This is a genomic window from Pseudomonas sp. RGB, from assembly GCF_007713445.1.
In the GTDB taxonomy this organism is placed as follows: Bacteria; Pseudomonadota; Gammaproteobacteria; order Pseudomonadales; family Pseudomonadaceae; genus Aquipseudomonas.
Window position 1 is genome coordinate 168,272 of the sequence record NZ_VMSH01000005.1, and the last position, 23,150, is coordinate 191,421.

19 protein-coding genes are annotated in these 23,150 nt (G+C 60.8%); 9 read left to right on the forward strand and 10 right to left on the reverse strand.

The annotated features are described in order from the left end of the window. The first annotated feature begins 74 nt into the window (after positions 1–74). Both FPT15_RS12870 and FPT15_RS12875 read left to right on the forward strand, forming a co-directional pair. Positions 75–1,094: an alpha/beta fold hydrolase gene (locus FPT15_RS12870; protein WP_145161506.1), complete on the forward strand. Its 1,020-nt coding sequence runs from the start codon at positions 75–77 to the stop codon at positions 1,092–1,094. A gap of 55 nt (positions 1,095–1,149) precedes the next feature. Further along, the gene (locus FPT15_RS12875; RefSeq protein ID WP_106579421.1) at positions 1,150–1,803 is read left to right on the forward strand and encodes a DsbA family oxidoreductase; all 654 of its coding nucleotides are present in this window, start codon (positions 1,150–1,152) and stop codon (positions 1,801–1,803) included. Between the two features lie 245 nt (positions 1,804–2,048). Here the strand turns inward: FPT15_RS12875 and FPT15_RS12880 are convergent, their stop codons facing one another. Beyond that, positions 2,049–2,819 carry a MipA/OmpV family protein gene (locus tag FPT15_RS12880; RefSeq protein ID WP_145161509.1) on the reverse strand — a complete coding sequence of 257 codons (771 nt, stop codon included), beginning with the start codon at positions 2,817–2,819 and terminating at the stop codon, positions 2,049–2,051. Positions 2,820–3,060: 241 nt separating this feature from the next. On the opposite strand from FPT15_RS12880, the gene FPT15_RS12885 reads away from it, so the two are divergent. Genes FPT15_RS12885 through FPT15_RS12910 form a run of 6 tightly spaced genes read left to right on the forward strand, consistent with a single transcriptional unit; the run spans position 3,061 to position 10,314 of the window. Beyond that, a complete protein-coding gene (locus tag FPT15_RS12885; RefSeq protein ID WP_145161512.1) occupies positions 3,061–3,759 on the forward strand; it encodes an MtnX-like HAD-IB family phosphatase in 699 nt (232 codons plus the stop codon). Next, positions 3,752–5,146, forward strand: a complete 1,395-nt coding sequence (locus tag FPT15_RS12890) for an aspartate aminotransferase family protein (protein WP_106579418.1) — start codon at positions 3,752–3,754, stop codon at positions 5,144–5,146. Before FPT15_RS12885 ends, FPT15_RS12890 begins: the two co-directional genes overlap by 8 nt. Beyond that, positions 5,143–6,009: a carboxylesterase gene (locus tag FPT15_RS12895; RefSeq protein WP_145161515.1), complete on the forward strand. Its 867-nt coding sequence runs from the start codon at positions 5,143–5,145 to the stop codon at positions 6,007–6,009. Before FPT15_RS12890 ends, FPT15_RS12895 begins: the two co-directional genes overlap by 4 nt. Before the next feature lie 15 nt (positions 6,010–6,024). Continuing rightward, positions 6,025–7,149, forward strand: coding sequence for a GNAT family N-acetyltransferase (locus tag FPT15_RS12900; RefSeq protein ID WP_145161516.1), 1,125 nt, complete (start codon positions 6,025–6,027; stop codon positions 7,147–7,149). Continuing rightward, a complete protein-coding gene (locus FPT15_RS12905; protein WP_145161518.1) occupies positions 7,149–8,927 on the forward strand; it encodes a HAMP domain-containing sensor histidine kinase in 1,779 nt (592 codons plus the stop codon). The genes FPT15_RS12900 and FPT15_RS12905 overlap by 1 nt, the downstream gene beginning before the upstream one ends. Beyond that, the gene (locus FPT15_RS12910; RefSeq protein ID WP_145161521.1) at positions 8,917–10,314 is read left to right on the forward strand and encodes a sigma-54 dependent transcriptional regulator; all 1,398 of its coding nucleotides are present in this window, start codon (positions 8,917–8,919) and stop codon (positions 10,312–10,314) included. The genes FPT15_RS12905 and FPT15_RS12910 overlap by 11 nt, the downstream gene beginning before the upstream one ends. Positions 10,315–10,446: 132 nt before the next feature. On the opposite strand, the gene FPT15_RS12915 is transcribed toward FPT15_RS12910, so the two are convergent. The 8 genes from FPT15_RS12915 to FPT15_RS12965 form a co-directional block, all read right to left on the reverse strand. Then, positions 10,447–10,776: a GlpM family protein gene (locus FPT15_RS12915; RefSeq protein ID WP_178119692.1), complete on the reverse strand. Its 330-nt coding sequence runs from the start codon at positions 10,774–10,776 to the stop codon at positions 10,447–10,449. An 8-nt stretch (positions 10,777–10,784) separates the two neighbouring features. Further along, positions 10,785–12,134 (reverse strand): sigma-54 dependent transcriptional regulator, encoded by a 1,350-nt coding sequence (locus tag FPT15_RS12920; protein WP_145161527.1) that lies wholly within the window; start codon positions 12,132–12,134, stop codon positions 10,785–10,787. After that, positions 12,131–14,032 (reverse strand): sensor histidine kinase, encoded by a 1,902-nt coding sequence (locus FPT15_RS12925; protein ID WP_145161530.1) that lies wholly within the window; start codon positions 14,030–14,032, stop codon positions 12,131–12,133. Before FPT15_RS12925 ends, FPT15_RS12920 begins: the two co-directional genes overlap by 4 nt. 224 nt (positions 14,033–14,256) lie before the next feature. Then, entirely contained in the window at positions 14,257–14,991 is a 735-nt protein-coding gene (locus tag FPT15_RS12930; protein ID WP_012722475.1) for an amino acid ABC transporter ATP-binding protein, read from the reverse strand. Further along, positions 14,988–15,659 carry an amino acid ABC transporter permease gene (locus tag FPT15_RS12935; RefSeq protein WP_106579410.1) on the reverse strand — a complete coding sequence of 224 codons (672 nt, stop codon included), beginning with the start codon at positions 15,657–15,659 and terminating at the stop codon, positions 14,988–14,990. The genes FPT15_RS12930 and FPT15_RS12935 overlap by 4 nt, the downstream gene beginning before the upstream one ends. Continuing rightward, entirely contained in the window at positions 15,659–16,405 is a 747-nt protein-coding gene (locus tag FPT15_RS12940; RefSeq protein WP_003208731.1) for an amino acid ABC transporter permease, read from the reverse strand. Before FPT15_RS12940 ends, FPT15_RS12935 begins: the two co-directional genes overlap by 1 nt. A gap of 194 nt (positions 16,406–16,599) precedes the next feature. Beyond that, positions 16,600–17,526: a glutamate/aspartate ABC transporter substrate-binding protein gene (locus FPT15_RS12945; protein WP_145161533.1), complete on the reverse strand. Its 927-nt coding sequence runs from the start codon at positions 17,524–17,526 to the stop codon at positions 16,600–16,602. Positions 17,527–18,389: 863 nt separating this feature from the next. Continuing rightward, positions 18,390–20,711, reverse strand: coding sequence for a TonB-dependent siderophore receptor (locus FPT15_RS12965; protein ID WP_145161544.1), 2,322 nt, complete (start codon positions 20,709–20,711; stop codon positions 18,390–18,392). A gap of 121 nt (positions 20,712–20,832) precedes the next feature. Between FPT15_RS12965 and FPT15_RS12970 the strand changes: the two genes are divergently transcribed. After that, on the forward strand, positions 20,833–21,558 hold the full coding sequence (locus FPT15_RS12970; protein WP_145161547.1) for a tetratricopeptide repeat protein: 726 nt from the start codon (positions 20,833–20,835) through the stop codon (positions 21,556–21,558). A 48-nt stretch (positions 21,559–21,606) separates the two neighbouring features. Here the strand turns inward: FPT15_RS12970 and glpD are convergent, their stop codons facing one another. Further along, positions 21,607–23,145 carry a glycerol-3-phosphate dehydrogenase gene (glpD, locus tag FPT15_RS12975; protein ID WP_145161550.1) on the reverse strand — a complete coding sequence of 513 codons (1,539 nt, stop codon included), beginning with the start codon at positions 23,143–23,145 and terminating at the stop codon, positions 21,607–21,609. Positions 23,146–23,150 lie beyond the last annotated feature (5 nt).

Here is a 23,150-nt window from a genome sequence, read left to right on the forward strand (position 1 = left end):
CAACTGTGGCAGCGCGCTTGAACAAACTTCATCAGACTCGCGCTCTACTGGGGTTCTGTGTTTCGGTGTTTTTCATGCGCGTGTTGTGTTTACTGGCCGCTCTATTGTTCGGCCTGCCGTCTTTTGCGGCTTCTCGATGTGACGTCAATGTCCCGACGCAAACGGTCGACCTGGCTCAGGTGAGCATCGCCTACCAGAGCATCGGCCGTGCGTCCGACCCTGCATTGCTGCTGGTGATGGGCCTGGGCGGGCAGTTGATCCACTGGCCGGACGAAGTCGTCGTGGCGCTGTGCGAACAAGGGTTTCGGGTGATTCGCTACGACAACCGTGACGTCGGTTTGTCCACGTGGCGCCAGGCGCCGGCCAGTGCCAACCTGACCTTCGAAGTGCTGCGCTACAAACTCGGCCTGCCGGTGGCGGCGCCCTACACGCTGACCGACATGGCCGACGACGCCCTGGGCTTGATGGACGCGTTGCAGATCCGCCAATTCCACGTGCTGGGTGCGAGCATGGGCGGCATGATCGCCCAGCACCTGGCGGCCATGGCGCCGCAACGGGTCGAGAGCCTGACGCTGATCATGACCAGCTCCGGCGCCGAAGGCCTGCCGGCGCCGAGTGCGGCGTTGGTGCAGTTGCTGTCGCGGCGCAGCGCGCCCAACCGTGAAGTGGCGCTGGAGCAACAGGCCGACTTGCTGGCGGCGTTGGGCAGCCCGTTGGTGAAGGACGATCGCCAGGTGTTGCTGCATCAGGCCGCGCTGTCCTACGACCGCGCCTTCAACCCGGACGGGGTCAAGCGCCAGATCATGGCGATCCTCGCCGAGCCCAGTCGTGTGCCGCTGCTCAATCAATTGCGCGTGCCAACGCTGGTGGTGCATGGCACTGCCGACCCGTTGCTGCCGGTGATGCACGGTGTGCATTTGGCCGCGCATATCCAGGGCAGCCAATTGAAGTTGATTCCCGGCCTGGCGCATCGTTTTCAGGAGGCGTTCAAGGCGCCGTTGCTGGCGGCGGTGTTGCCGTACCTGCAAGCCCATCGCGAAGATGCCGCGCACTGGGCGCAGATTGATGTGGGGCAGCCTTCGAAGGTGTTGTGAAGTTGGTGTATCGTGCAACGTTTACGGCGCATCAATGCCAGCGAGGTTGCCCACCATGAGTACTCCCCTGAAAATCGATTTCGTCAGCGACGTGTCTTGCCCCTGGTGCATTATCGGCCTGCGCGGGCTGACTGAGGCGTTGGACCAGCTGGGCGCCGAGGTGCAGGCCGAGATTCATTTTCAGCCGTTTGAGCTGAACCCGAATATGCCGGCTATCGGGCAGAACATCGTTGAGCACATCACTGAAAAATACGGCTCCACCGCAGAGGAATCGCAGGCTAACCGTGCGCGTATTCGTGACTTGGGTGCGGCGTTGGGCTTTGCGTTTCGCACTGACGGGCAAAGTCGTATCTACAACACGTTTGATGCGCATCGCTTGCTGCATTGGGCCGGGTTGGAAGGGTTGCAGTACAACCTGAAGGAAGCGCTGTTCAAGGCTTATTTCAGCGATGGGCAAGACCCGTCCGACCCTGCGACCTTGGCGATTATTGCTGAAAGTGTTGGGTTGGATGTCACCCGTGCTGCGCAGATTCTGGCCTCCGACGAGTACGCCGCAGAGGTGCGCGAGCAAGAGCAGCTGTGGATTTCCCGAGGGGTGACTTCGGTGCCAACGATCGTGTTCAACGATCAGTATGCGGTCAGTGGGGGGCAGCCGGCTGAGGCCTTTGTTGGGGCGATTCGTCAGATCATCAGTGAGGCCAAGGGCTGATGAGTCTTCGCGGCCTTGGGTACCATCCTGAGTGATTGAAGCAAAAGCAGATCTGCTTTTCTGTAGGAGCTGGCTTGCCTGCGATGCAGGCACCTCGGTACATCAGGCGCACCCAGTTGATGCTATCGCAGGCAAGCCAGCTCCCACATTTGACCGAGTACACCTGATGCACTGAGCTTCAAGTGTGGGAGCGGGCTTGCTCGCGAAGGCGGTGGGCCGGCCGCCAGCCACCCACATCCAGCTCATCACTCAAACTTGTAACTGATCGCCGTCTGCACCTGCCCCTGGTTCACATCACCCGTCTGCTTGACGATGGTGCTGTTGGCCGCCGACCCCACCAGGTGCGTCCAACTGGCGCTGGTCAACAATGACCAGTGCGTATCCAGCGGGAATTCAAAACTCTGGGTCAACGTCAGGTTCTGGAAACCCGCACTGGCGTTATAGGCCCGAATGCCCGAAGCCGCAGACTCCTTGTCGTCAACGCCAAAAAAGGTCTGCGTCTGGCGCGCATCGGCAAAGTGCGCCATCAGGCCGGTGCTGCCGATGATGCCGCCACCCAACGGGTAACCCAGCTCGCCGCCGAGTTTGCCCAGCACGCCACTCTGATCACGCCCGCCGCCCACGGCCTGGCCGACCTGCGCGTACACGCGCCAGAACTCGGCCGGGGCGTATTGGATGAAGCCGCCGACTTCCGCCATGTCCGACACATCGCGCAAGCCGCGCAGCGAACCATTGGCCGTGCGGCCCGGCAGGTAATTGATGTAAGGGCCGGCAGTAATGCCGTTGGTGTTCAGCGCGCTCCAGGTCAGGCCGTCGTCGGTGCCCAGGCTGACACTGCCCCAGTCCAGATCGAAGTAGGGAATCGGCCGGGTTTCGTAGCGGCTGCCGGTAGGGTCGTGGGGTTGATAGCTGACACCCGCGCCCACTTCGCCGGTAATGCCGTCGGCCAATACCGTGCTGGCAAAACCCCATAGCCCGAGCAAACCGGCGAATACAGCGGAAGTAACCTTGAACATGGAGCCATTTCCTTATCTGAACATGCGCGCATTCACGCGCGAAGGGCGTCCCTGACGCAAGCACTCATCTTGTTTGTAGCAAGCTACAAAAATTGTAGCTCCTGCGACACAAAACACCCGGGCCATCGGCCAAAACCCCAGCCCTGCGGGCTTTTAGCCAGTTGGCACAATCCCTGCTCTACCCCTCCTGCAAGCGCAAAGAGCGCGATTTTCTTCAAGCCCTCCAACTCAAGGAAAGGCAATGATCCACTGGCATATCGTGTGTGACTTCGACGGGACCATCACCCCAACCGACGTCATCGACAACGTCCTCCAACGCTTCGCCGGCCCCGAGTGGGAAACCATCGAACAGGAATGGCTGGATGGGCATATCGGTTCCCGCGAATGCCTGAGCCGCCAACTGGCGCTGATCAAAGCAACCCCGGCTGAACTGCTGGCGTACTTCGACAGCGTCGAGATCGACCCGGACTTCCCGGACTTCGTCGATCACGTCATGGGCCTGGGCGCGACCATCGAAGTGGTCAGCGACGGCATCGAACAAGGCATCGCGCGCATCCTGTCGCGCAACTACGTGACCTTGCTGCCGATCCTCGCCAACCGCCTGCGCCAGGTCGACCAGAACAGCTGGCGCATCGACTTCCCGTATTCCAGCGATGCCTGCCGTGCCGCCTCCGGCAACTGCAAGTGCAAATCCACCCCGCGCAACAAGCGCGTGCTGGTGATTGGCGACGGCAAGTCCGACATGTGCGTGGCTTCCACCGCCGACTTCGTCTTTGCCAAAGGCAGCCTGGCCGACTATTGCCAGGCCAACGACATTCCTCACGCGCGCTTCGACACCTTCGCCGAAGTGACCGCATTGCTGGCCAAGCTGCCTCAGGGCATCGCGGCCAACGCCACCACCTTTACTGCTGACAACCAGGAACTCTTCCACCATGTCTGATATCCGTATCGCCACTGCCGAAGACCAGATCCTTCTGGATAAAGAAGCCAAGTACTGCTCCTACGGCGACACTGTTCACTACATCGAGCCGCCGCGTATTTTCAGTCGTTGCGAAGGCTCCTACGTGTGGGACACCGAAGACCAGGCCTACCTCGACCTGCAAATGTGGTACTCGGCCGTCAACTTCGGCTACGCCAACCCGCGCCTGAACAACGCGCTGAAACAGCAGATCGATACCCTGCCGCAAATCGCCAGCCAGTACCTGCACAAAGGCAAGATCGAGCTGTCGGAAATGATCGCGGTCGACGCCAAGAAGAAGTTCGGCCTCGACGGTCGCGTGCACTTCAACGTCGGCGGTTCGCAGTCCATCGAAGACTCCCTGAAGGTTGTGCGTAACGCCACCAACGGCAAGAGCCTGATGTTCGCCTTCGAGGGCGGCTACCACGGCCGTACCCTCGGCGCGTCGTCGATCACCTCCAGCTACCGCTACCGTCGCCGTTACGGCCACTTCGGCGAGCGCGCGCAGTTCATCCCGTTCCCGTACCACTTCCGCGGCCCCAAAGGCATGACCAAGGAAGAGTACGGCAGCCACTGCGTGCAGCAATTCGCCCGTCTGTTCGAGACCGAATACAACGGCGTGTGGGACCCGAAAGTCGGCCAGAGCGAATACGCAGCGTTTTACGTCGAGCCGATCCAGGGCACCGGCGGCTACGTGATCCCGCCGATGAACTTCTACCGCGAACTCAAGCATGTACTGGACCAGCACGGCATCCTGATGGTGTCCGACGAAATCCAGATGGGCTTCTACCGTACCGGCAAACTGTGGTCGATCGAGCACTTCGACGTGCAGCCGGACGTGATCGTCTTCGGCAAGGCGCTGACCAACGGCCTGAACCCGCTGGGCGGCATCTGGGCCCGTGAAGAGTTGATCAACCCGAAGATCTTCCCACCAGGTTCGACGCACTCCACCTTCGCTTCCAACCCACTGGGCACGGCGGTAGGTTTGGAAATGTTCAAGATGACCAGCGAAGTCGACTACGGCGCGATGGTCATGGCCAAGGGCAAATACTTCCTGGAAGGCCTGCAAGACCTGCAGAAACGTTTCCCGATCATCGGCGACGTCGATGGCCTGGGCCTGGCCCTGCGCTGCGAAATCTGTGGCCCGGATGGCTTCACGCCAGACAAGGCGACCCTGGACTACATGGTCGAAGAAGGCATGAAGGGCGACATGGTCGTCGATGGCCAGAAACTCGGCTTGATCCTCGACGTGGGCGGCTACTACAAAAACGTGATCACCCTGGCGCCGTCGCTGGAAATCAGCTACCCGGAAATCGACCTGGGCTTGAAGCTGCTCGAGCAACTGCTGGTACGGGCGACCAAACGGTGAATGCCTCCGGGATCGACCTCGGTGAAGGTGATGCCGGCTTCGTTCTCGGTGAAGGTCCGGTCGGGATCCTGTTGATCCACGGCCTGACCGGCACCCCGACGGAATTGCGTCAGGTCGCCAAAGGCTTGGCCAAGGCGGGTAACTGCACGGTGTACGTGCCCACCCTGGCCGGGCATTGCGGCGACAACAGCGACCTGCAGGCCACCGGCTGGCTGGACTGGTACGAAGGCGTGCGCAACACCTTCGTGCAGGTCAAGCAACGCCACGAGCAAGTGTTTGTCGGTGGCTTGTCCATGGGCGCGGTGATGTCGATGTACGTGGCCGCCGAACACCCTGGGCAAGTGGCCGGGCTGTTGATGTATTCCACCACCTTGAAGTACGACGGCTGGAGCATTAACAAACTGGCATTCCTGACGCCGTTGTTAATGAAGATTCCTTTCGGCGTACACATCTGCCGGTTCGAAGAGAAGCCGCCTTACGGCATCAAGAACGAGCGCCTGCGGGCCATCGTCGAGCGCCAGATGAAGGAAGGGGAGAGCAGTGAAGCCGGTTTGCTGACCATGGAAGGCATTACGGTGCGCGAGTTGCACCGCATGAACGCCGTGGTCAAGAAACGCATGCCCGAGGTCAAGGTGCCGGCGCTGGTTTTGCACTCCATTGAGGACGACATCACCAGCCGCTGGAACGCCGATTACGTGGAGCGCCATTTGGGCGGCCCCGTGACCAAGATTCTGTTGGACAACTGCTACCACATGATCACCGTCGACCTGCAATACCGACGCGTGATCGAGTTGAGCGCCGAGTTTGTCGAGCAACATGCCGAGGCTATCCAGGCGCCCGTAGACTATCGACAGCGGGCTTAAGCCTAAGGACGCGACGTGATCACCGCTCAAGCCTTCTCGACTATCCGGGCCATCCAGCGCAGTGCCTGGAACGACTGTTTTCCCGGTGCTCTGGAGGATTGGGATTTTTACGTCGCCGTGGAAAACGCGGCCATTGATGACTTCAAATGGCGCTACCTGGCGGTTTACGAAGATGAAACGCTGGTGGCAGTGGCCGCCGCGTTCATCACGCATTATCGCCTCGACACCACGGTGTCGGGCGCCGGCAAGCGTTTTACCGAACGCCTGGAGCGACTGTGGCCGGGTGTTTTACGCTTGCCGCTGTATGCCATTGGCTCGCCGATAGCCGAGCGTTGCGACGCAGGTATTGCAAGCGGCATACCCCAGACGCGGCGCCCAGTGTTGCTCAAGCAGTTGCTGCAAGCCGCGCGACAGGATGCCAGTGCCTTCGGGATTGGCCTGGTGGCGGTCAAAGATGTACCGACCGACGACTCGCACTGGGCGACCAGTTGCCGCAGCGCAGGTTTCCAGAGCATGCCGAGCTTGCCCAGCGGTCTGCTCTCGGTGCCCTACGGTTCGGTAGACGCCTACCTTGGCTCGTTGTGCAAATCGACGCGCAAGGACCTGCGCCGTAAACTGCGTGCGCCGGGCCCGCGCGTGGAGTGGCGGCGCAATATTGATGATGTGTTGCCGGATGTCATGCGCTTGTACGAGGACACGCTCGCACGCTCGCAGCTGCAGTTCGAACGTTTGCCGGCGCGTTACTTCACCGGCATCCTCGAACGGCTTGAAGGGCGTGCGGTCTGTGTTCTTTATTGGGTGGACGAGCACCTGGTGGCGTTCAATCTGATCCTGCTGGACCAGCACCGCCTGATCGACAAGTTTTTTGGGCATGACATGGCATTCAGCCGCGAATACAACCTGTACTTTCGCAGTTGGCTGACCAACGTCGACTACTGTATTCAGCACAATATCCCTGTGTACGAGTGCGGTCAGGAAGGGTATGCCAGTAAGCTGCGCCTGGGGTGCGAATTCCAAGGCAACAGCATGTTCTTCCGTCACCGTAACCGGCTGGTCAACAGCCTGCTCAAGCTCGTGAAAATGTACCTGAGACCGGACCGTTCCGACCCTGCCATGGCTGCTGCGATAAGCGAAACCTGATGATCACCAAAACCCGCCAGAAAGCCCGCCCCTTTGCCATTTCGCGCTGGAGCGTCCAGCGCAAGCTGGTGCTGGCGTTCTGGCTGGTCAGCGTTATTCCCACCATGATCGCCGCCGAGCTGGCGGCGACCACGCTGTCGCAGATTTTCGACAGTAACGTGCGTATCTGGCTGCAAGAGTCGACCAAGATCGTCAAGGACGAAATCGGCGACATCCTTCATGACAACGCGCGCATGGCCAAGCTGTTCCTGCGCTACACCAGCCCGCCTTCGAATAAGCAGGCCGCCAAGCACGACCGGCTGACCGCCGACATCGCCGACGCCACGGACATCGACGTGGTCGCGCTGATTCGCGTGAGTGATCACAAGGTCGTGTTCAGCACGGCCTCCGACGATGTGGTCAAGCAGATCGACCTGACCAGCAACGCCGTGCTGCAAACCGTGCAGGTGGCGGGCGTGAGTACGGGCCTGGTGGTCTCGACCTTCGAAACCACCCAGGAAGGCGTCGACTACTTGCTGTTGGTGGCGACGTACCTGGACAGCAGTTTCCTCACCAGCGTGGCCGATGTGCATTCCCTCGACCTGCGCCTGTACCTGGCCAACCCGTCGGGCTTTAACGAAATCTTCTCGACCCAGCGTTTCGAAAACCACCCCTCGCGCATTCCCAAGGACGTCGAAACGGCCATGCGCGCCACCAAGCAGCCGAGCGAGCAGTTCACCAACAACTACAGCGGTCTGTATTGGCCCATCTTCAATGATGCCGGCGACCTGCAAGGGGTGATCTTCAGCGGCCTGCTACGCCATACCAGCCTGGTCGGGCTGGTGAATCAGAGCAACCTGTTCGTGCTGATTTTCCTGCTCAGCTCGGCATTGTCCCTGGGCGCCGGCGTGCTGGTGTCGCGGCGCCTGACCAAACCGCTGCGCGACTTGTCCCAAGGCGTGGACGCGGTGATCTCGGGGCATTACGAACACCGCGTATTGGTGAGTGGCGGCGATGAGCTGGCGCAGTTGAGCAGCACCTTCAACCACATGACCGAGCGCCTGGGCGAACTGCATCACCTTGAAGCCCAGTTGCGCCGTCGCGATCGGCTGCACGCCCTGGGCGAAGTCGCCATGGGCCTGGCTCACGAGATCCGCAACCCGCTGGGCATCATCAAGACCGCGACCCAACTGTTGCACCGTCGCGCCGACCTGGCGGAAACCGACAAGCGCCACCTGGAATACGTGATCAGCGAGGTCAGCCGCATCAACGACCTGATCACCGAATTCCTCGATTTTGCCAAACCCAACCCGCCGCTGCGTGTACTGCAGCCGGCGCGAGCGTTGGTCGAAGAGATTCTCGGTTTCTGCAGCCCGGAACTGTCCACGCATAACATTGACGCGCAGATTGACGACCAGGCACCCGGTGCGACGATCTATGCCGATGCCAAACAGCTCAAGCAGGCGTGCCTCAACCTGATTCTCAACGCCATCGACGCGATGCCCGAAGGCGGACGCCTGACCCTGGGCATTCGCAGTGTCGACGGCAACACGGTGATCAGCATCGCCGACACCGGCCAGGGCATCCCGGCGGATATGATCGAGCGGATCTTCACACCGTTCGTCACCACCAAGGCCTCGGGCACGGGCCTGGGCCTGGCAAAAGTCTATTCGATCATGGAAAGTCACGACGGCAGCATTGAATGTGCCAGTGAGAAAGATGCCGGCGCCACCTTCAGCCTGTACATTCCGGCCCAGGGTGATGACGACGGCGACGATGAGGATGGTCATGACGCATAACGTATTGGTAGTCGACGACGAGCCCAAGCTCTGCGACTTGCTGTCGTCGGCCTTGAGCCAGAACGGCATTCAGGTATTCACCGCAAGCAACGGCCTGCACGCGCTCAAGGTGCTGGAGCAGGAAGACATCGACCTGGTGATCAGTGACTGGCGCATGCCCGGCATGGACGGCCCGGCGCTGCTGGCCGAGATCAAAGTGCGCTTTCCGGATTTGCCGGTGATCGTGATGACCGCCTACAGCACGGTGAAAAACGCCGTGCAATCAATGCGCAACGGCGCCTATGACTACATTGCCAAGCCGTTCGACATCGACGAACTGGACATCACCGTCGCCAAGGCCTTGCAGTTTCGCGACATCATGCGCGACAACGCGCGGCTGCGCGCCGAACTCGATCACCATGCGCAGTTCGACAGCCTGGTGGGTGACAGCCCGGCGTTTCGCCAAGTGCTGCATGCAATCGATTCGGTGCGTGACAGCAACGCCACCATCCTGCTGACTGGCGAAAGCGGCACCGGCAAGGAAATGGTCGCGCGCGCGATCCACAAACACGGCAGCCGTGCCGACAAGCCATTTGTAGCGGTCAACTGCGCGGCGATTCCGGAAGGCTTGCTGGAAAGTGAAATGTTTGGCCATCGCAAGGGCGCCTTCACCGGCGCCGTGGCGGATCGGGTCGGGCGCTTTATGCAGGCCGACAAGGGCACGCTGTTTCTGGATGAGGTGGGCGACATGCCCCTGGCGTTGCAGGCCAAGATCCTGCGCGCGTTGCAGGAGCGGGTGATCGAGCCGGTGGGCGACCCGCGCGAGCGCAAGGTGGACGTGCGGGTGATCGCCGCCACCAACAAGAACCTGCTGGACGCGGTGGCCAATAAAGAGTTTCGCGAAGACCTGTATTACCGTCTGAATGTGTTTCCGATCCCGCTGCCGGCCCTGCGCGAACGCGCCGAGGACATCGTGCCCCTGGCCCGGCACTTCGCCCAGACCCTGAGCGCCACCGCCGGCAAACGCATCACCGGGTTCAGCCCGGAGGCCTTGCAGGCCATGGCGGCTTACAACTGGCCGGGGAATATCCGCGAGCTGCAAAACTGCGTGGAGCGCGCAACCATCGTCGCCGCCAAGCCGGTGATCGAAGACATCGACCTGCCGGCTTACCTGTTTGCTTCAAAACCGGCAGAGGACGGCGTCACGGCGCTGCTCGGTGACAACCCTGGCGTGCCTGCGGACCTGGACGCGGCGCTGGCGGACGTCGAGAAAACCTACATCCTGGCGGCGTTGCACGAGAGCAACGGCGTGCAGGCTGCGGCGGCGGCGAAGATCGGGATTTCCGAGAGGAGTTTTTGGTATCGGTTGAAGAAGCTGGGGATTCAAGTGGACAAGATCGTGCGTTGATCTATCAGGCTCACCACTGATCCAAATGTGGGAGCTGGCTTGCCTGCGATAGCGGTGTATCAGCCAACTCAGCTGGCACAGACAGACCGCTATCGCAGGCAAGCCAGCTCCCACATTTTTTACCCCGGTGTGTCAGGTATGGAGGCGAACCCACACACTCACCAACACCGTCGCCGCCATCAGCCACGCCACCGCCGCCACGGCGAGTGACGCCTCCAGGCGCAGGCGGTCGACCATCACATACAGCGTCGCCAAATACACAAAATATGGAATGATCGACCACATCCCAAACACGATGGTGGTCTTCAGGTCCTCCACCGAGCGGCCCTTGCCGACAATGTAGTGCGCAATCAACGCAAAGGTCGGAAACAGCGGCACCAGCCCCGCGATGTAATAGTTTTTGGTCTTGGCCAGCGCCGCCAGGATCAACACCACCGCCGCGCCGATGGCGGCCTTCAGCAATAGATCCATCAGTGGCTCAACCCGTATTTCTTGACCTTGTCGAACAGGGTGGTCTTGGCCATTCCCAGTTCCAGGCTGGCCTGGGTCAGGTTGCCGCCGCTGCGCTGCAGGGCGTCGTTGAGCAGGTTGCGCTCGAAGGCTTCCACCGCTTCGGTGAAGGCCAGGCCGTGGTTGCTATTGCCGCTGCCGCTTTTCTTGAAGGCGGGCAAGCCCAGGGCAAAGCGCTCGGCGACGTTGCGCAGTTCGCGCACGTTGCCTGGCCAGTCGTGGCTCATCAGCGTCGACACGGTCTGGTTGTCCAGCTCCGGCGCGGTGCGATCAAAGCGCAAGGAGGATTGCTGCAGGAAGTGCTCGAACAACTGCAGGATGTCTTCGCGACGTTCGCGCAACGGCGGCAGTTCCAGGGTCACCACGTTGAGGCGGTAGTAAAGGTCGCTGCGAAACTGGCTGGCGCGGCTCAGCTCATCGAGGTCGGATTTGGTGGCGGCGATCACCCGGCAATCCACGGCCACGCTCTGGTTCGAGCCCAGCCGTTCAAGGGTGCGTTCCTGCAGCACCCGCAGCAGTTTGATCTGCAGGTTGATCGGCATGCTTTCCACTTCATCGAGAAACAGCGTGCCTTCGTGGGCGTGCTCGATCTTGCCGATGCGCCGTTTGCCGGCGCCGGTAAAGGCGTTGGCTTCGTGGCCGAAAATCTCGCTTTCGAACAGGTTTTCCGGCAGGCCGCCGCAGTTCAAGGCAACGAACTGGTGGGCATGGCGCCGGCTGAAATCATGCAGGCAGCGCGCGACCAGTTCCTTGCCGGTGCCGGTCTCGCCTTCGATCAGCACGTTGGCCGAGGTGTCGGCGACGTTGGCGATCAGTTCGCGCAGGTTCTGCATGGCCGGGGAGCGGCCGATGATGCGGCCCTCCAGCGAGTCACGCTCGGCCAGTTGGCGGCGCAGCGACCACACTTCTCGCGCCAGCCCGCGTTGCTCCAGGGCGCGGCGCGCCACGTCGACCAGGCGTTCGGGGGAGAAGGGTTTTTCCATGAAGTCGTAGGCGCCATTGCGCATGGCCCCGACGGCCATCGAAATATCACCGTGCCCGGTAATCAGCACCACCGGCAGGCTTTTATCCAGCGCTTTGAGGCGGGTCAGCAGCTCGAGGCCGTCGATGCCCGGCAGGCGAATGTCGCTGATGACGATGCCGGCAAAGTTCTCGCCAATGCGCTTGAGAGCTTCTTCAGCACTGCCCACGCCCACGCTGGGAATGTCTTCCAGCGCCAGGGCCTGTTGGCAGCCGAGCAGCACATGGGGATCGTCCTCGACGATCAGAACGGTGAGGTCGTCTTTTGCGGCTGGGGTGTCTGTATTCATGTCGACTCAGCTTTTTGAGTGCCCACCAGCGGCAGGCACAAGACAAAGGCAGTACCACCGCTGGCCGGGTGTTCCACGGCAAGGTTGCCGCCAGTGGCCGCCGCGAGGCTGGCGGAAAGGGTCAGGCCCAGGCCCAGGCCTTGTTCGCCGGGTTTGGTGGTGAAGAACGGTTCGAATAAATGCTTGCGCGTTTCGGGGTCGATGCCATGCCCGTTGTCGCGTACGTGCAGGCGGTACCTGCCCTCAAGCACGTGGCCATCCAACCACAGTTCGGGCGCAGGTTGCGCCTGCATCGCGTCCAGGGCGTTGCCAATCAGGTTGACCAGGATCTGCTCCAGGCGTGTCTGGTCGATCTGCAATTGAGCGTTGGCGAAGTCGCGGTGCACGGTCAGCGGCAGGCCGTCGAGACGAGCGCCGAGCACCTGGAACGCGGCGTCCACAGCCTTGCCAAGGTTGGCTTCGCCCTGGTCATCACCGCGCCGTGCAAACGAACGCAGGCTGGCCGTGATGCGGCCCATGCGGTCGATCAGTTCATTGATGGTCTTGAGGTTGGCACTGGCGGTGTCGAGCGCGCCACGTTCGAGGAAGCGCACGGTATTGCCCGACAGTGTGCGCAGCGCCGCCAGCGGCTGATTCAACTCATGGGCGATGCTGGTGGACATCTGGCCGATGGCGGCGAGTTTGCCGGCCTGCACCAGTTCGTCCTGGGCGCGGCGCAAGGTTTCTTCGGCCTGGCGCCGTTCACGAATCTGGCCCTTGAGCCGTTCGTTGCTGGCACGCAGGTCGGCGGTGCGTTCGGCAATCCGCCGCTCCAGCTGGCTGTTGGCTTCCTGCAAGGCTTCCCGCGCGGCGAGGCGGGTGGCGATCACCTTGCGGCGTTCGTTCCAGGCGATCAGCAAAAACGCCACCAGGCCGAATGCGACAGCGACCAGAATGCCCTGGTTGATCGCCGCGCGGCGCAGCTCATTGAGCGGCGTCAGCAGGGTGAAATTCCAAGGCGTGTCGTTGAGCGGGCGGGTTTGCGCGAGGTAGCTGACTTCGTGCTCGTCGTTGACCACTTCGCTGTTGGCTGGGAAGGTCAGCTTTTCGGTGCCTTCATTGAGTCGCTCACGGGCCAGCGGTTCCAGCTCGTTAAGCGTCGCCCAGTAATATTGCAGGCTGTGGGCCAGGCGTTCTTTGGTGTCGTCGCTCAGCGGGCGCACGGCCTTGAGCCGGCGGGCCGGGTCGCTGGAGAGGATGATGATGCCGTTCTCGTCGCTCACGAACGCTTCGAGGCGCGCACGCTGCCAGCGCTCTTCGAGGGCTTCGAGGCGCACTTTGACCACGGCGACGCCGATGATCTTGCCGTGTTCTTCCAGGCCGTGGGCCAGGTAGTAGCCGGGCTCGCCGTTGGTGCTGCCGATGCCATAGAAGCGGCCCGGCTGGCCGCGCACGGCATTCTGGAAATAGGCGCGAAAGGACAGGTCTTCACCCTGGTAACTGTCGGCATCGCGCCAGTTACTGGTGGCCAGCACGCGGCCGGTGGTGTCCATCACGTAGATGGCCCGACTGCGACTGCGTCGGTTCAGGCCTTCGAGGTAATCATTGACCGTCTGCCGGGTTTCCTGGTTCGGGTCGGCCAGCAGCGTGGAGACGCTGGATTCGAGCTCCAGCAGACTGGGCAGGTAGGTGTATTTGCTCAGTTCGCTTTCAACGGTGCGCGCGTGCAGCTCCAACTGGCGTTCGCCGTTGTCGCTGAGGGTGCTGATGCCGTAATACTCACTGACCCAGAAGCCGATATAACCCAAGCCGATCATCAGGGCGATGATCAACGGCGGCAGGAACAGTTGGCGAATCAGACGAGGTTTCACGGCAAGTGATGGCGGTGCGGCGCGAAATTGGTTGGGGTCGCATTTCATCACAGTTGCCTTGGGTCAACCAGAGCTTGCCGGCCCTGGCATGGACCTGTTTGTGTGGGGCCTGGCTTTTGTGGGAGCCGGGCTTGCCCGCGATGCAGACGCCTCGGTATCACAGGGGCACCGAGGTGATGCCATCGCAGGCAAGCCAGCTCCCACACAAGCCAGCTCCCACATGAGCCAGTGCCTGCGTTAGCCGGGTTCTCGCAGGGAGAACACTGCTGTTTTTAGTGCTGCAGGATTTTCTCAAGGAAGTGCTGCGCGCGTTCGGAGCGGGCGCTGATGTCGCCGAAAAACTCCTCCTTCGGGCAGTCTTCGATGATCTTGCCGGCGTCCATGAAGATCACGCGGTCGGCCACTTTGCGCGCAAACCCCATTTCGTGGGTGACGCACATCATGGTCATGCCTTCGTGGGCCAGTTGCACCATCACGTCGAGCACTTCGTTGACCATTTCAGGGTCCAGTGCCGAGGTCGGTTCGTCGAACAGCATGACGATCGGGTCCATGGCCAGGGCGCGGGCAATCGCCACACGTTGTTGCTGGCCGCCGGAAAGCTGGCCCGGGTGCTTGTGGGCGTGTGCCGAAAGGCCGACGCGCTCAAGCAGTTGCAGGCCCTTTTTGGTGGCTTCTTCCTTGCTGCGGCCGAGCACCTTGATCTGCGCGATGGTCAGGTTTTCGGTGATGGTCAGGTGCGGGAACAGTTCGAAGTGCTGGAACACCATGCCCACGCGCGAGCGCAGTTGCGGCAGGTTGGTCTTCGGGTCGGCGATGGAGGTGCCATCCACCACCACGTCGCCTTTCTGGAACGGTTCCAGTGCGTTGACGCACTTGATCAGGGTGGATTTACCCGAGCCGGACGGCCCGCACACCACGATCACTTCGCCTTTTTTAACCTCGGTGCTGCAATCGGTCAGCACCTGGAAGTCGCCATACCACTTGTTGATGTTCTTGATAGAGATCATACGGCAAACCTTTTTTGCAGACGCTTGACCAGCAGCGAGGCGGAAAAGCTGATGATGAAGTAGACGACACCGGCGAAGATCAGGAACTCATTGGAGCGGCCAATGATGTCGCCGTTGGAGCGGGCGGAGTTGAGGAAGTCCACCAGGCCCACGGTGTAAACCAGCGAGGTGTCCTGGAACAGGATGATCGACTGTTGCAGCAGCAACGGGGTCATCTTGCGGAACGCCTGGGGCAGGATGATCAGACGCATGGTCTGGCCATAGGTCATGCCCATCGCCTGTGCGGCGGCCATCTGGCCCTTGGGGATCGACTGCACGCCGGCCCGCACGATTTCGCAGAAGTACGCGGCTTCGAACATCATGAAGGCCACGACGCAGGAGGTGAACGCACCGATCGGGGTGTCTTCGCCGGTTATCCAGCGCAACACGAACGGCACCGCCAGGTAGAACCAGGTGATCACCAACAGCAGCGGGATCGAGCGGAAGTAGTTCACGTAGGCGCCGGCCAGACGCGACAGCAGTTTGCTGGACGACAGGCGCATCAGCGCCAGCATCGTCCCCAGCGCGATACCGCCGATCACACCCATGACCATCAACTGCAAGGTCATGACCATGCCGTTCCACAGGCCGGGAATGGCGGGGATGATGCCGCTGAAATCGAAGTCCATTATTTACCCCCCACGGAGATCAGGCCGGGCACCGCGACTTTCTTCTCGACCACGCGCATCAGCAACATCAGGCTCATGTTCAGGGTGAAGTAGATCAGCGTGGCCAGGGTGAAGGCTTCAAACAGGTTGGCCGAGAACTCGGCAGTCTGTTTGGTTTGCGCCAGCAGCTCCATCAAACCGATCAAGGACGCCACGGAGGAGTTCTTGAACACGTTGAGAAATTCCGAGGTAAGCGGCGGAATGATGATGCGGTACGCCTGAGGCAGCAGCACGTTCCAGTAGATCTGCGGCAGCTTGAAGCCCATGGCGCGTGCGGCAGATTCCTGGCCGCGTGGCAGCGCCTGGATGCCGGTACGCACTTGTTCACACACACGGGCGGCGGTGAACAGGCCCAGGCACACGACGACGCTCAGGTAGGCCGAGGTAGTCGGGTTGAGGTCTTGTTTGTACCAGTCCTGCAGGTTTTGCGGCAGCAGATCGGGTATCAGGAAGTACCAGATAAACAGCTGAACCAGCAGCGGCACGTTACGAAACAGTTCCACGTAGCAGGTTGCGATGCCCGATACGATGCGGTTTGGCACGGTGCGCATGACGCCCAGAATGGACCCCAGCAACAAGGCGATAATCCATGCCACGACAGCGATGGCGATGGTCCAGCCCAAGCCGGCGATGTACCAGTCGAGATAAGTCTCGCTGCCCACGCCAGTGGACTTGAAGAACACGCCCCAGTCCCAGTTGTAATTCATTAGGGTCTCCCCTCGAAATCGATCGATGTACAAGCACCCGCTTGGGGAAGATCCTTTCCCGCCCGACGTTGAACGCCAGGCACACGCGATCGGCTCGAAAACCGCCAGGTCGAGTGTTCCAAATTAAAGCCAGCAGGTAGTAACAGACGCCTGAGGGAGGGTTGGCTCCCTCAGGAGATAAGCTTAGTCAGGTATCAGATTTTTACGTCAGGGGCTGGTTTGTCGCTTGGGTTAGCGATCAGCTCCTTAACCTTGTCGCTCATCGGGAAGTTCAGGTTCAGGCCTTTTGGAGGAATCGGGCTCTCGAACCACTTGCTGTAGATCTTGTTGATTTCGCCGGATTTGTACAGGCCGACGATGGCGTCATCGACAGCCTTTTTGAAGGCCGGGTCGTCTTTACGCACCATGCACGCATAGGCTTCGAAGGACTGTGGCGTACCGGTGATGACCCAATCGTCCGGCTTCTTGGCCTTGGCTTCTTCGCCTGCGAGCAGGGCGTCGTCCATCATGAAGGCGACGGCGCGGCCGCTTTCCAGCATCTGGAAGGATTCGCCGTGGTCTTTGGCGGAGATGACGTTCATGCCCATTTGCTTGTCGGCGTTCATCGCTTTGATGATGCGCTCGGACGTGGTGCCAGCGGTGGTCACGACGTTTTTGCCTTTCAGGTCGGCAAAGTCAGCGTAGGACGGCTTGCCATCCTTGTCTTTCTTGACCAGCAGGCGGGTGCCGATTTCGAACATGTTGACGGTGAAATCAACTTGTTGAGCGCGTTCGGCGTTGTTGGTGGTGGAGCCGCATTCGATATCCGCGGTGCCGTTCTGGATCAGCGGGATACGGGTTTGCGAGGTGACCAGGTTGTACTTGACCTTCAGATCGGGTTTGTTCAGGTCTTTTTTCAGGGCTTCAACGATGGCCAGTTGAATGTCGTGGGAGTAGCCCACGGGTTTGCCCGAGCCATCCGCGATGTAGGAGAACGGAATGGAGCTGTCGCGGTGAGCGAGAGTGATAGTGCCGGAGTCGTTGATTTTCTTCAGTGTGCCGGTGAGTTCGGCGGCGAAAACTGGAGTGCTGATCAGAGCAGCAGCGATAGCTGCGCCCAGGATATGGGGAACGATGCGCATCAATACTTCCTCGACATTTGTTTTTTTTATGAAGCCGGCTAAACGGCTCTCTTTTGTACAGCGAATGCCCGTGACGGCTCCTGAAGCGTCGCAGGCAATCGTCAGGGAGTGTAGAGCATGAGTCGTGCCATACCAGGGATAAAAGGTTATCTGGTTGATTTATATGGGGATTAAGTTTGCGTGACGGGAGGGGTTTGGTGGTTTGGTCCGGCAAACCGAATGGTTCGGGGTGTGGTGTTCGGAAAACCGAATGGCTTTGGTGGGAGGGGGTGTATATCCGTTGCTGCGGTAACGGCGGCTGGCGATTCCGCTCTTACAGCGGGTCACTTTTGGCAAACGCAGAGCACGACGGCCTGGTAGCCGACCTAAGTGGTAGAAGCAGCACAGCAACACACTTCTGTCTGAAGCACAGAGATCCAAATTTGGGAGCGGGCTTGCTCGCGAATGCGGTTTGTCAGTCAGCTCATGTGTGGCTGACCCACCGCCTTCGCGAGCAAGCCCGCTCCCACAATTTGACCGAGTTCAGCCTCCACCACCGCACTGCTTTGCTTTTCTGTGGGAGCTGGCTTGCCTGCGATGCAGGCACCTCGGTCCATCAGGTACACCGGGTTGATGCCATCGCAGGCAAGCCTGCTCCCACATTTGATTGAGTTCAGGTTCCAGAATCAGGTCGGCTGTCAGGCCGCCGTGCTTTGCTTTTGATTTTGATCTTAGGCACACCGAGCCTAAGCGAGGTGCCGAGTGGTGGGGCAAGAGCCTTTTGGTTGCTTTTGGGCTCTTTTCAAAAGTGACCCGCCGTAAGGGCGGAACCCCAAAGCGGCCATCACCCAAACAACGGATATACCCCCCAAAACAACCCCCAATCAGAACGTATAGTCAGCCGAAACAACCGCCGCACGCCCATCGCCCGGCACCGCCCAGCCGTTGTTACGGATGCGCGTAAGGTATTCCTTGTCGAACAGGTTGTTGATGTTCAACTGCAGGTTCAACTGTTTGTTGACCTTGTAGCCGAGCATCGCGCGCTGCACGGCGTAGCCCGGCGCAGTCGGTGCCCCGGCGGCGCTGACCAGGTACTGCTTGGATTGCGCCGTGATGCCGTAGCCCACCTGAAAGTCGTAGGGCAGGTCGTACACCGTCCAAAGACTCGCCGCATGTTTGGGCGTGAACGGCAGCGGCTCGCCTTTCTGCGCGTCGAAACCGGTGGTGGCCAGGGTGAAGTCGCTGGCGCTGCGCAATACGCGGGTATCCAGGTAGGTGTAGTTGGCGAAGACCTTCCACTTGTCCGTGATCGCACCGCTCAAGCCGAGTGCCACGCCGTCTGCACGTGCTTTACCGTCGAGCGATTGCGTGCCGCTCAGGTTGGTTGGGTCGGGATCGGCGACTTTGTAGTTGGTGCGGTCATTGCGAAAGATCGCGCCGGTGACCGACAAGGCATTGTCGAGGAAGTCCCACTTGGTGCCGATCTCATAGCTGACGGCGGTTTCCGGGGCAACGTTGCAGTTGTTGGTGGGCGCGCTGGACGTTTTGGCCGGGGTGAAGCAGCCACCATTGACGCTGGCTTGCGACGGCGTCTTGCTGTTGCCGTAGGCGATGTAGAAACTGCCGTTTTCCACCGGTTTGTACACCAGTGCCAGGCGATAGGACGTCAGGTCGTCCGCTTGGCCGTAGCGAACGCCGGGCGTTTCCACGCCGGTGCTGGAGTAGGCATTGGTGACCGAACTGCCGGCATTGTGCTCGTAACGCAAACCGCCGTTGATTTCCCATTGCGGGTTGAGTTTAAGCGTGTCGAAGGCGTAGGCGGCGCGGTTGTTCAGCGCGCCGTCGACGTGGGCCGCACGGGTGAAGTTGACGGGGCCAGTCCAGTCCGAGTTGGGGTCGCTGAAGCTGACCGGCGGCGGAACGATCGTGCTGCCGTTGCTGTTGGTCAGCCATTTGCCGGTATCCGCCTCGTATTCCTCGCGGCTGATGGCGATGCCGGTGACCAGTGTGTGGTCGATGAAGCCCGTGCTGAAGTGACTGGTTACGTCAGTCTGGTTGGTGAACATTTTGTTCTGGGTGTTGCGCTCGTTGCCCAGCGAACCGCCGCTTGGCTGGAAATAGCCAGGCTTGAGGCCGGCGGCGCAGGGCGCGCCCGTTATCTGGGTGCCGCTGGCCAGGCAGCCGGCCTGGGCACCTTCGGGGCCGGAGGCGCGCAAGTCCTGGCGCACGCGCTCGACGCGGGTGAAGTTGCGCACTGACACGGCGTCGTTGAAGTCGTGTTCGAGCTTCAGGCTGAACGCGTCCGAGGTGATCTGCTGGTCATTGATGTTGTGATAACCGTAATAGTCGCTCCAGCCCACACCCGGCATCGGTTTGCCGTTGTAGATGGGGATGCCGTACTGCGGCGTGTTGTCATCTTTCTGGTGTTCATAACTGACGGTAACGCGCGTCGGCGTGCCCAGGCCAAAGGCGATGGAGGGCGCAATGCCCCAGCGCGAGTAATCTTCATAATCGCGGCCCGGCACATCGTTACCATGCGCCATCAAGTTGAGCCGGAACGCCGTGGTGTCGTTGAGTTGCTGATTGGTGTCCAGCGTGGTGCGCTTGTAGTTATCGGTGCCGATGCCGGCGCTGATCGTGGTTTTGTCGCGTAATTCCGGCTGCTTGGACACCAGGTTGATGGTGCCGCCGACTGCGCCGGAACCTGAATACACCGAACTTGCGCCGCTGACGACTTCGACCTGTTCCAGGTTGAACGGGTCGGTGCGGCTGTATTGCGCGCTGTCGCGCACGCCGTCGACGTAGATGTCGCCGCTGGCCGAGAAACCGCGCAGGTTGATGCTGTCGCCGTAACCGCTGCCGCCTTCGCCGGCGCCGAAGGTAATGCCCGGCACGGTGCTGAGCACGTCGCGCAGGGTCAGCAGGTTTTGATCATGAATGACTTCCTTGGGCACCACGGTAATCGTCTGCGGTGTATCACGCAGCGCCTCGGTGTACTTGGGGGAGGAAGGCGCTACGGGGTTGTAAGCGCTCTGGCTTGGGGCCTGACCTTCGATACTGGTCGCGCCGAGTTCAATTACACCTGTGCCGTCATCTGCAGTCTGCGCTGCATAGCTGAATCCTCCTTGCGCAGCCACTGCCAAGCCCACCGCCGACGCGAGCAAATGCCGCGATGAATGGGGGGCAGAACTGATCCCGGTAGCCATTGAATAGTCTCGTGTTGTTGGAATTGAGAGGTGATCGTAATTGATAAACGATCTCAAATGTAATACTTTGTAACAGGATGATTCATGAAATTTTTGTCAGTTTGAGAGAGTGCAGACGAGCATGCAGAGCACGCGACCAGGCAATGAATCGGGTGAAATCGGTGATAACCCGCGCGCGTATGCGCGTTGGGTGATGCAGGCTGCGCAACTGGGTGATGCCGATGCGCAGGCGACCTTGGGTCAGTTGCTGCTGGATGGTCGGGGCATACAAAAGGACGAAGCGTTGGCACTGAGCTGGTTTCGCATCGGCGCACGTCAGGGCCACCCGATGGCGATCAACATGATCGGGCGCTGCCTGGAAAATGGCTGGGGTTGCGAAATCGACCTGCCGGACGCCGCCGTGCATTACCGCAAAGCTGGCGACCTTGGGCTGGATTGGGGGCTGTATAACTACGGCCAGTTGCTGACGCGCGGTCGCGGTGTGGAGCGCGACCTTGTCGCTGCGTATGAGTTGTTCGTGCAGGCGGCGGCCAAAGGGCACGCCAAATCGATGAACCTGCTGGGGCGGTTCCACCATGAGGGCGTCGTGGTGCCCAAGGATGTGCAACTGGCGCGGCAGTGGTATCAGCGCTCAGCCGAGGCGGGCGATTTTCGCGGGCAATACAACCACGCTGCCGAGCTGGCCGAAACCGGCGATGAGCCGCAGGCCTGCCTGTGGCTGGAGCGCGCGCTGGCAACGGCAACACCGGGTTTTTTGCAGGCGGCTTATCCGGTGTTGCTGGGCTCCACTCTCAGCGGGATTCATGACATGGGCCTGCGGTATCAGCGCCAGGCGCTGCAGGCATAAAAAAAGCCCCTGGACCTTTCGGCGCAGGGGCTTTTCACAACGGCCTGATCAGGCTGCTTCGATCTTCGCGCGGTTCTGCTCGACCTTGGACAGGTAACGCTGCACGTTGGCCTGTTCCTCTGGGGTGGTGAACAGCCCGAGCTTGGTGCGGCGCCACAGCACGTCCTGCGCTTGCGTGGCCCATTCCTCGGCGCACAGGTAATCGACTTCGCGGGTGTACAGGCCGCCACCCAGGTGATCGCCCAGATCAGCCAGCGACTGCACACCTTCGAGCAAGCGCCAGGTGCGGCTGCCATAAGTGGTGGACCAACGACGCGCGATCTCGGCCGGCACCCAGTTGAACTTGGCGCGAATGGCCTCGGCCAGCGCTTCTGGCGTGATCATGTTCTCGCCACCCGGCAGGCTGGCCGTGGCCGTCCAGCTTGGACGCATCTGTGTGAAGAACGGCGCCAGCTGAGCCATCGCCGACTCGGCGAGTTTGCGGTAGGTGGTGAGCTTGCCGCCGAACACCGACAGGATTGGCGCCTCGCCAGTGCCGCCAGACAGCGACAAGGTGTAATCACGGGTGATGGCCGACGGGTTATCCGACTCGTCGTTGCACAGCGGGCGCACGCCGGAGTAGGTGTGGACGATGTCGTCGCGGCTCAACTGCTTCTTGAAGTGGGCATTCACCACTTTAAGCATGTAGTCGGTTTCACCTTCGGTAATCGCTACTTTCGCCGGGTCGCCGGTGTATTCGCGGTCGGTGGTGCCGATGATGGTCAGGTGGTTGAGGTACGGAATCGTGAAGACAATGCGCTGGTCCTCGTTCTGCAGAATGTGCGCGTGGGCGCCTTCGTACAGTTTCGGCACGATCAGGTGGCTGCCCTGGATCAAGCGGATGCCGTAAGGCGAATCCAGCTTCAGGTCTTCCTTGATGAACTTGGCGACCCATGGGCCGGCGGCGTTCACGAGGGCGCGGGCACGGATCGAGAACAGGCTGCCATCGGCGCGTTCCATGTTCATTTCCCACATGCCGTTGTTGCGGTGCGCGCTGATGCAACGGGTCTGGGTGTGGATATGCGCGCCTTTTTCGCGGGCGGCCATGGCGTTCAACACCACCAGGCGGGCGTCATCGACCCAGCAGTCGGAGTATTCGAAGCCTTTGGTGATTTCGCTTTTCAGCGGGCTGTCAGGGCCGAACTTGAGGCTCTTGGAACCGGCGAGTTTTTCACGCTTGCCCAAGTGGTCGTACAGGAACAGGCCAGCACGAATCATCCACGCCGGGCGCAGGTGCGGGCGGTGCGGCAACACGAAACGCATTTGCTTGACGATATGCGGGGCCTTGGCCAGCAGCACTTCGCGTTCGGCCAGGGCTTCGCGCACCAGGCGGAATTCGTAATGTTCGAGATAACGCAGGCCACCGTGGATCAGCTTGCTGCTGGCCGAGGATGTGTGGCTGGCCAAGTCGTCTTTTTCGCAAAGGAATACCGACAAACCGCGACCGGCTGCGTCTGCTGCGATGCCGACGCCATTGATCCCGCCACCAATTACGGCAACGTCATAGACTTCGGCAAGCGGTGGGGCAGGCAAGGTGGAAGGGTTCATCGGCT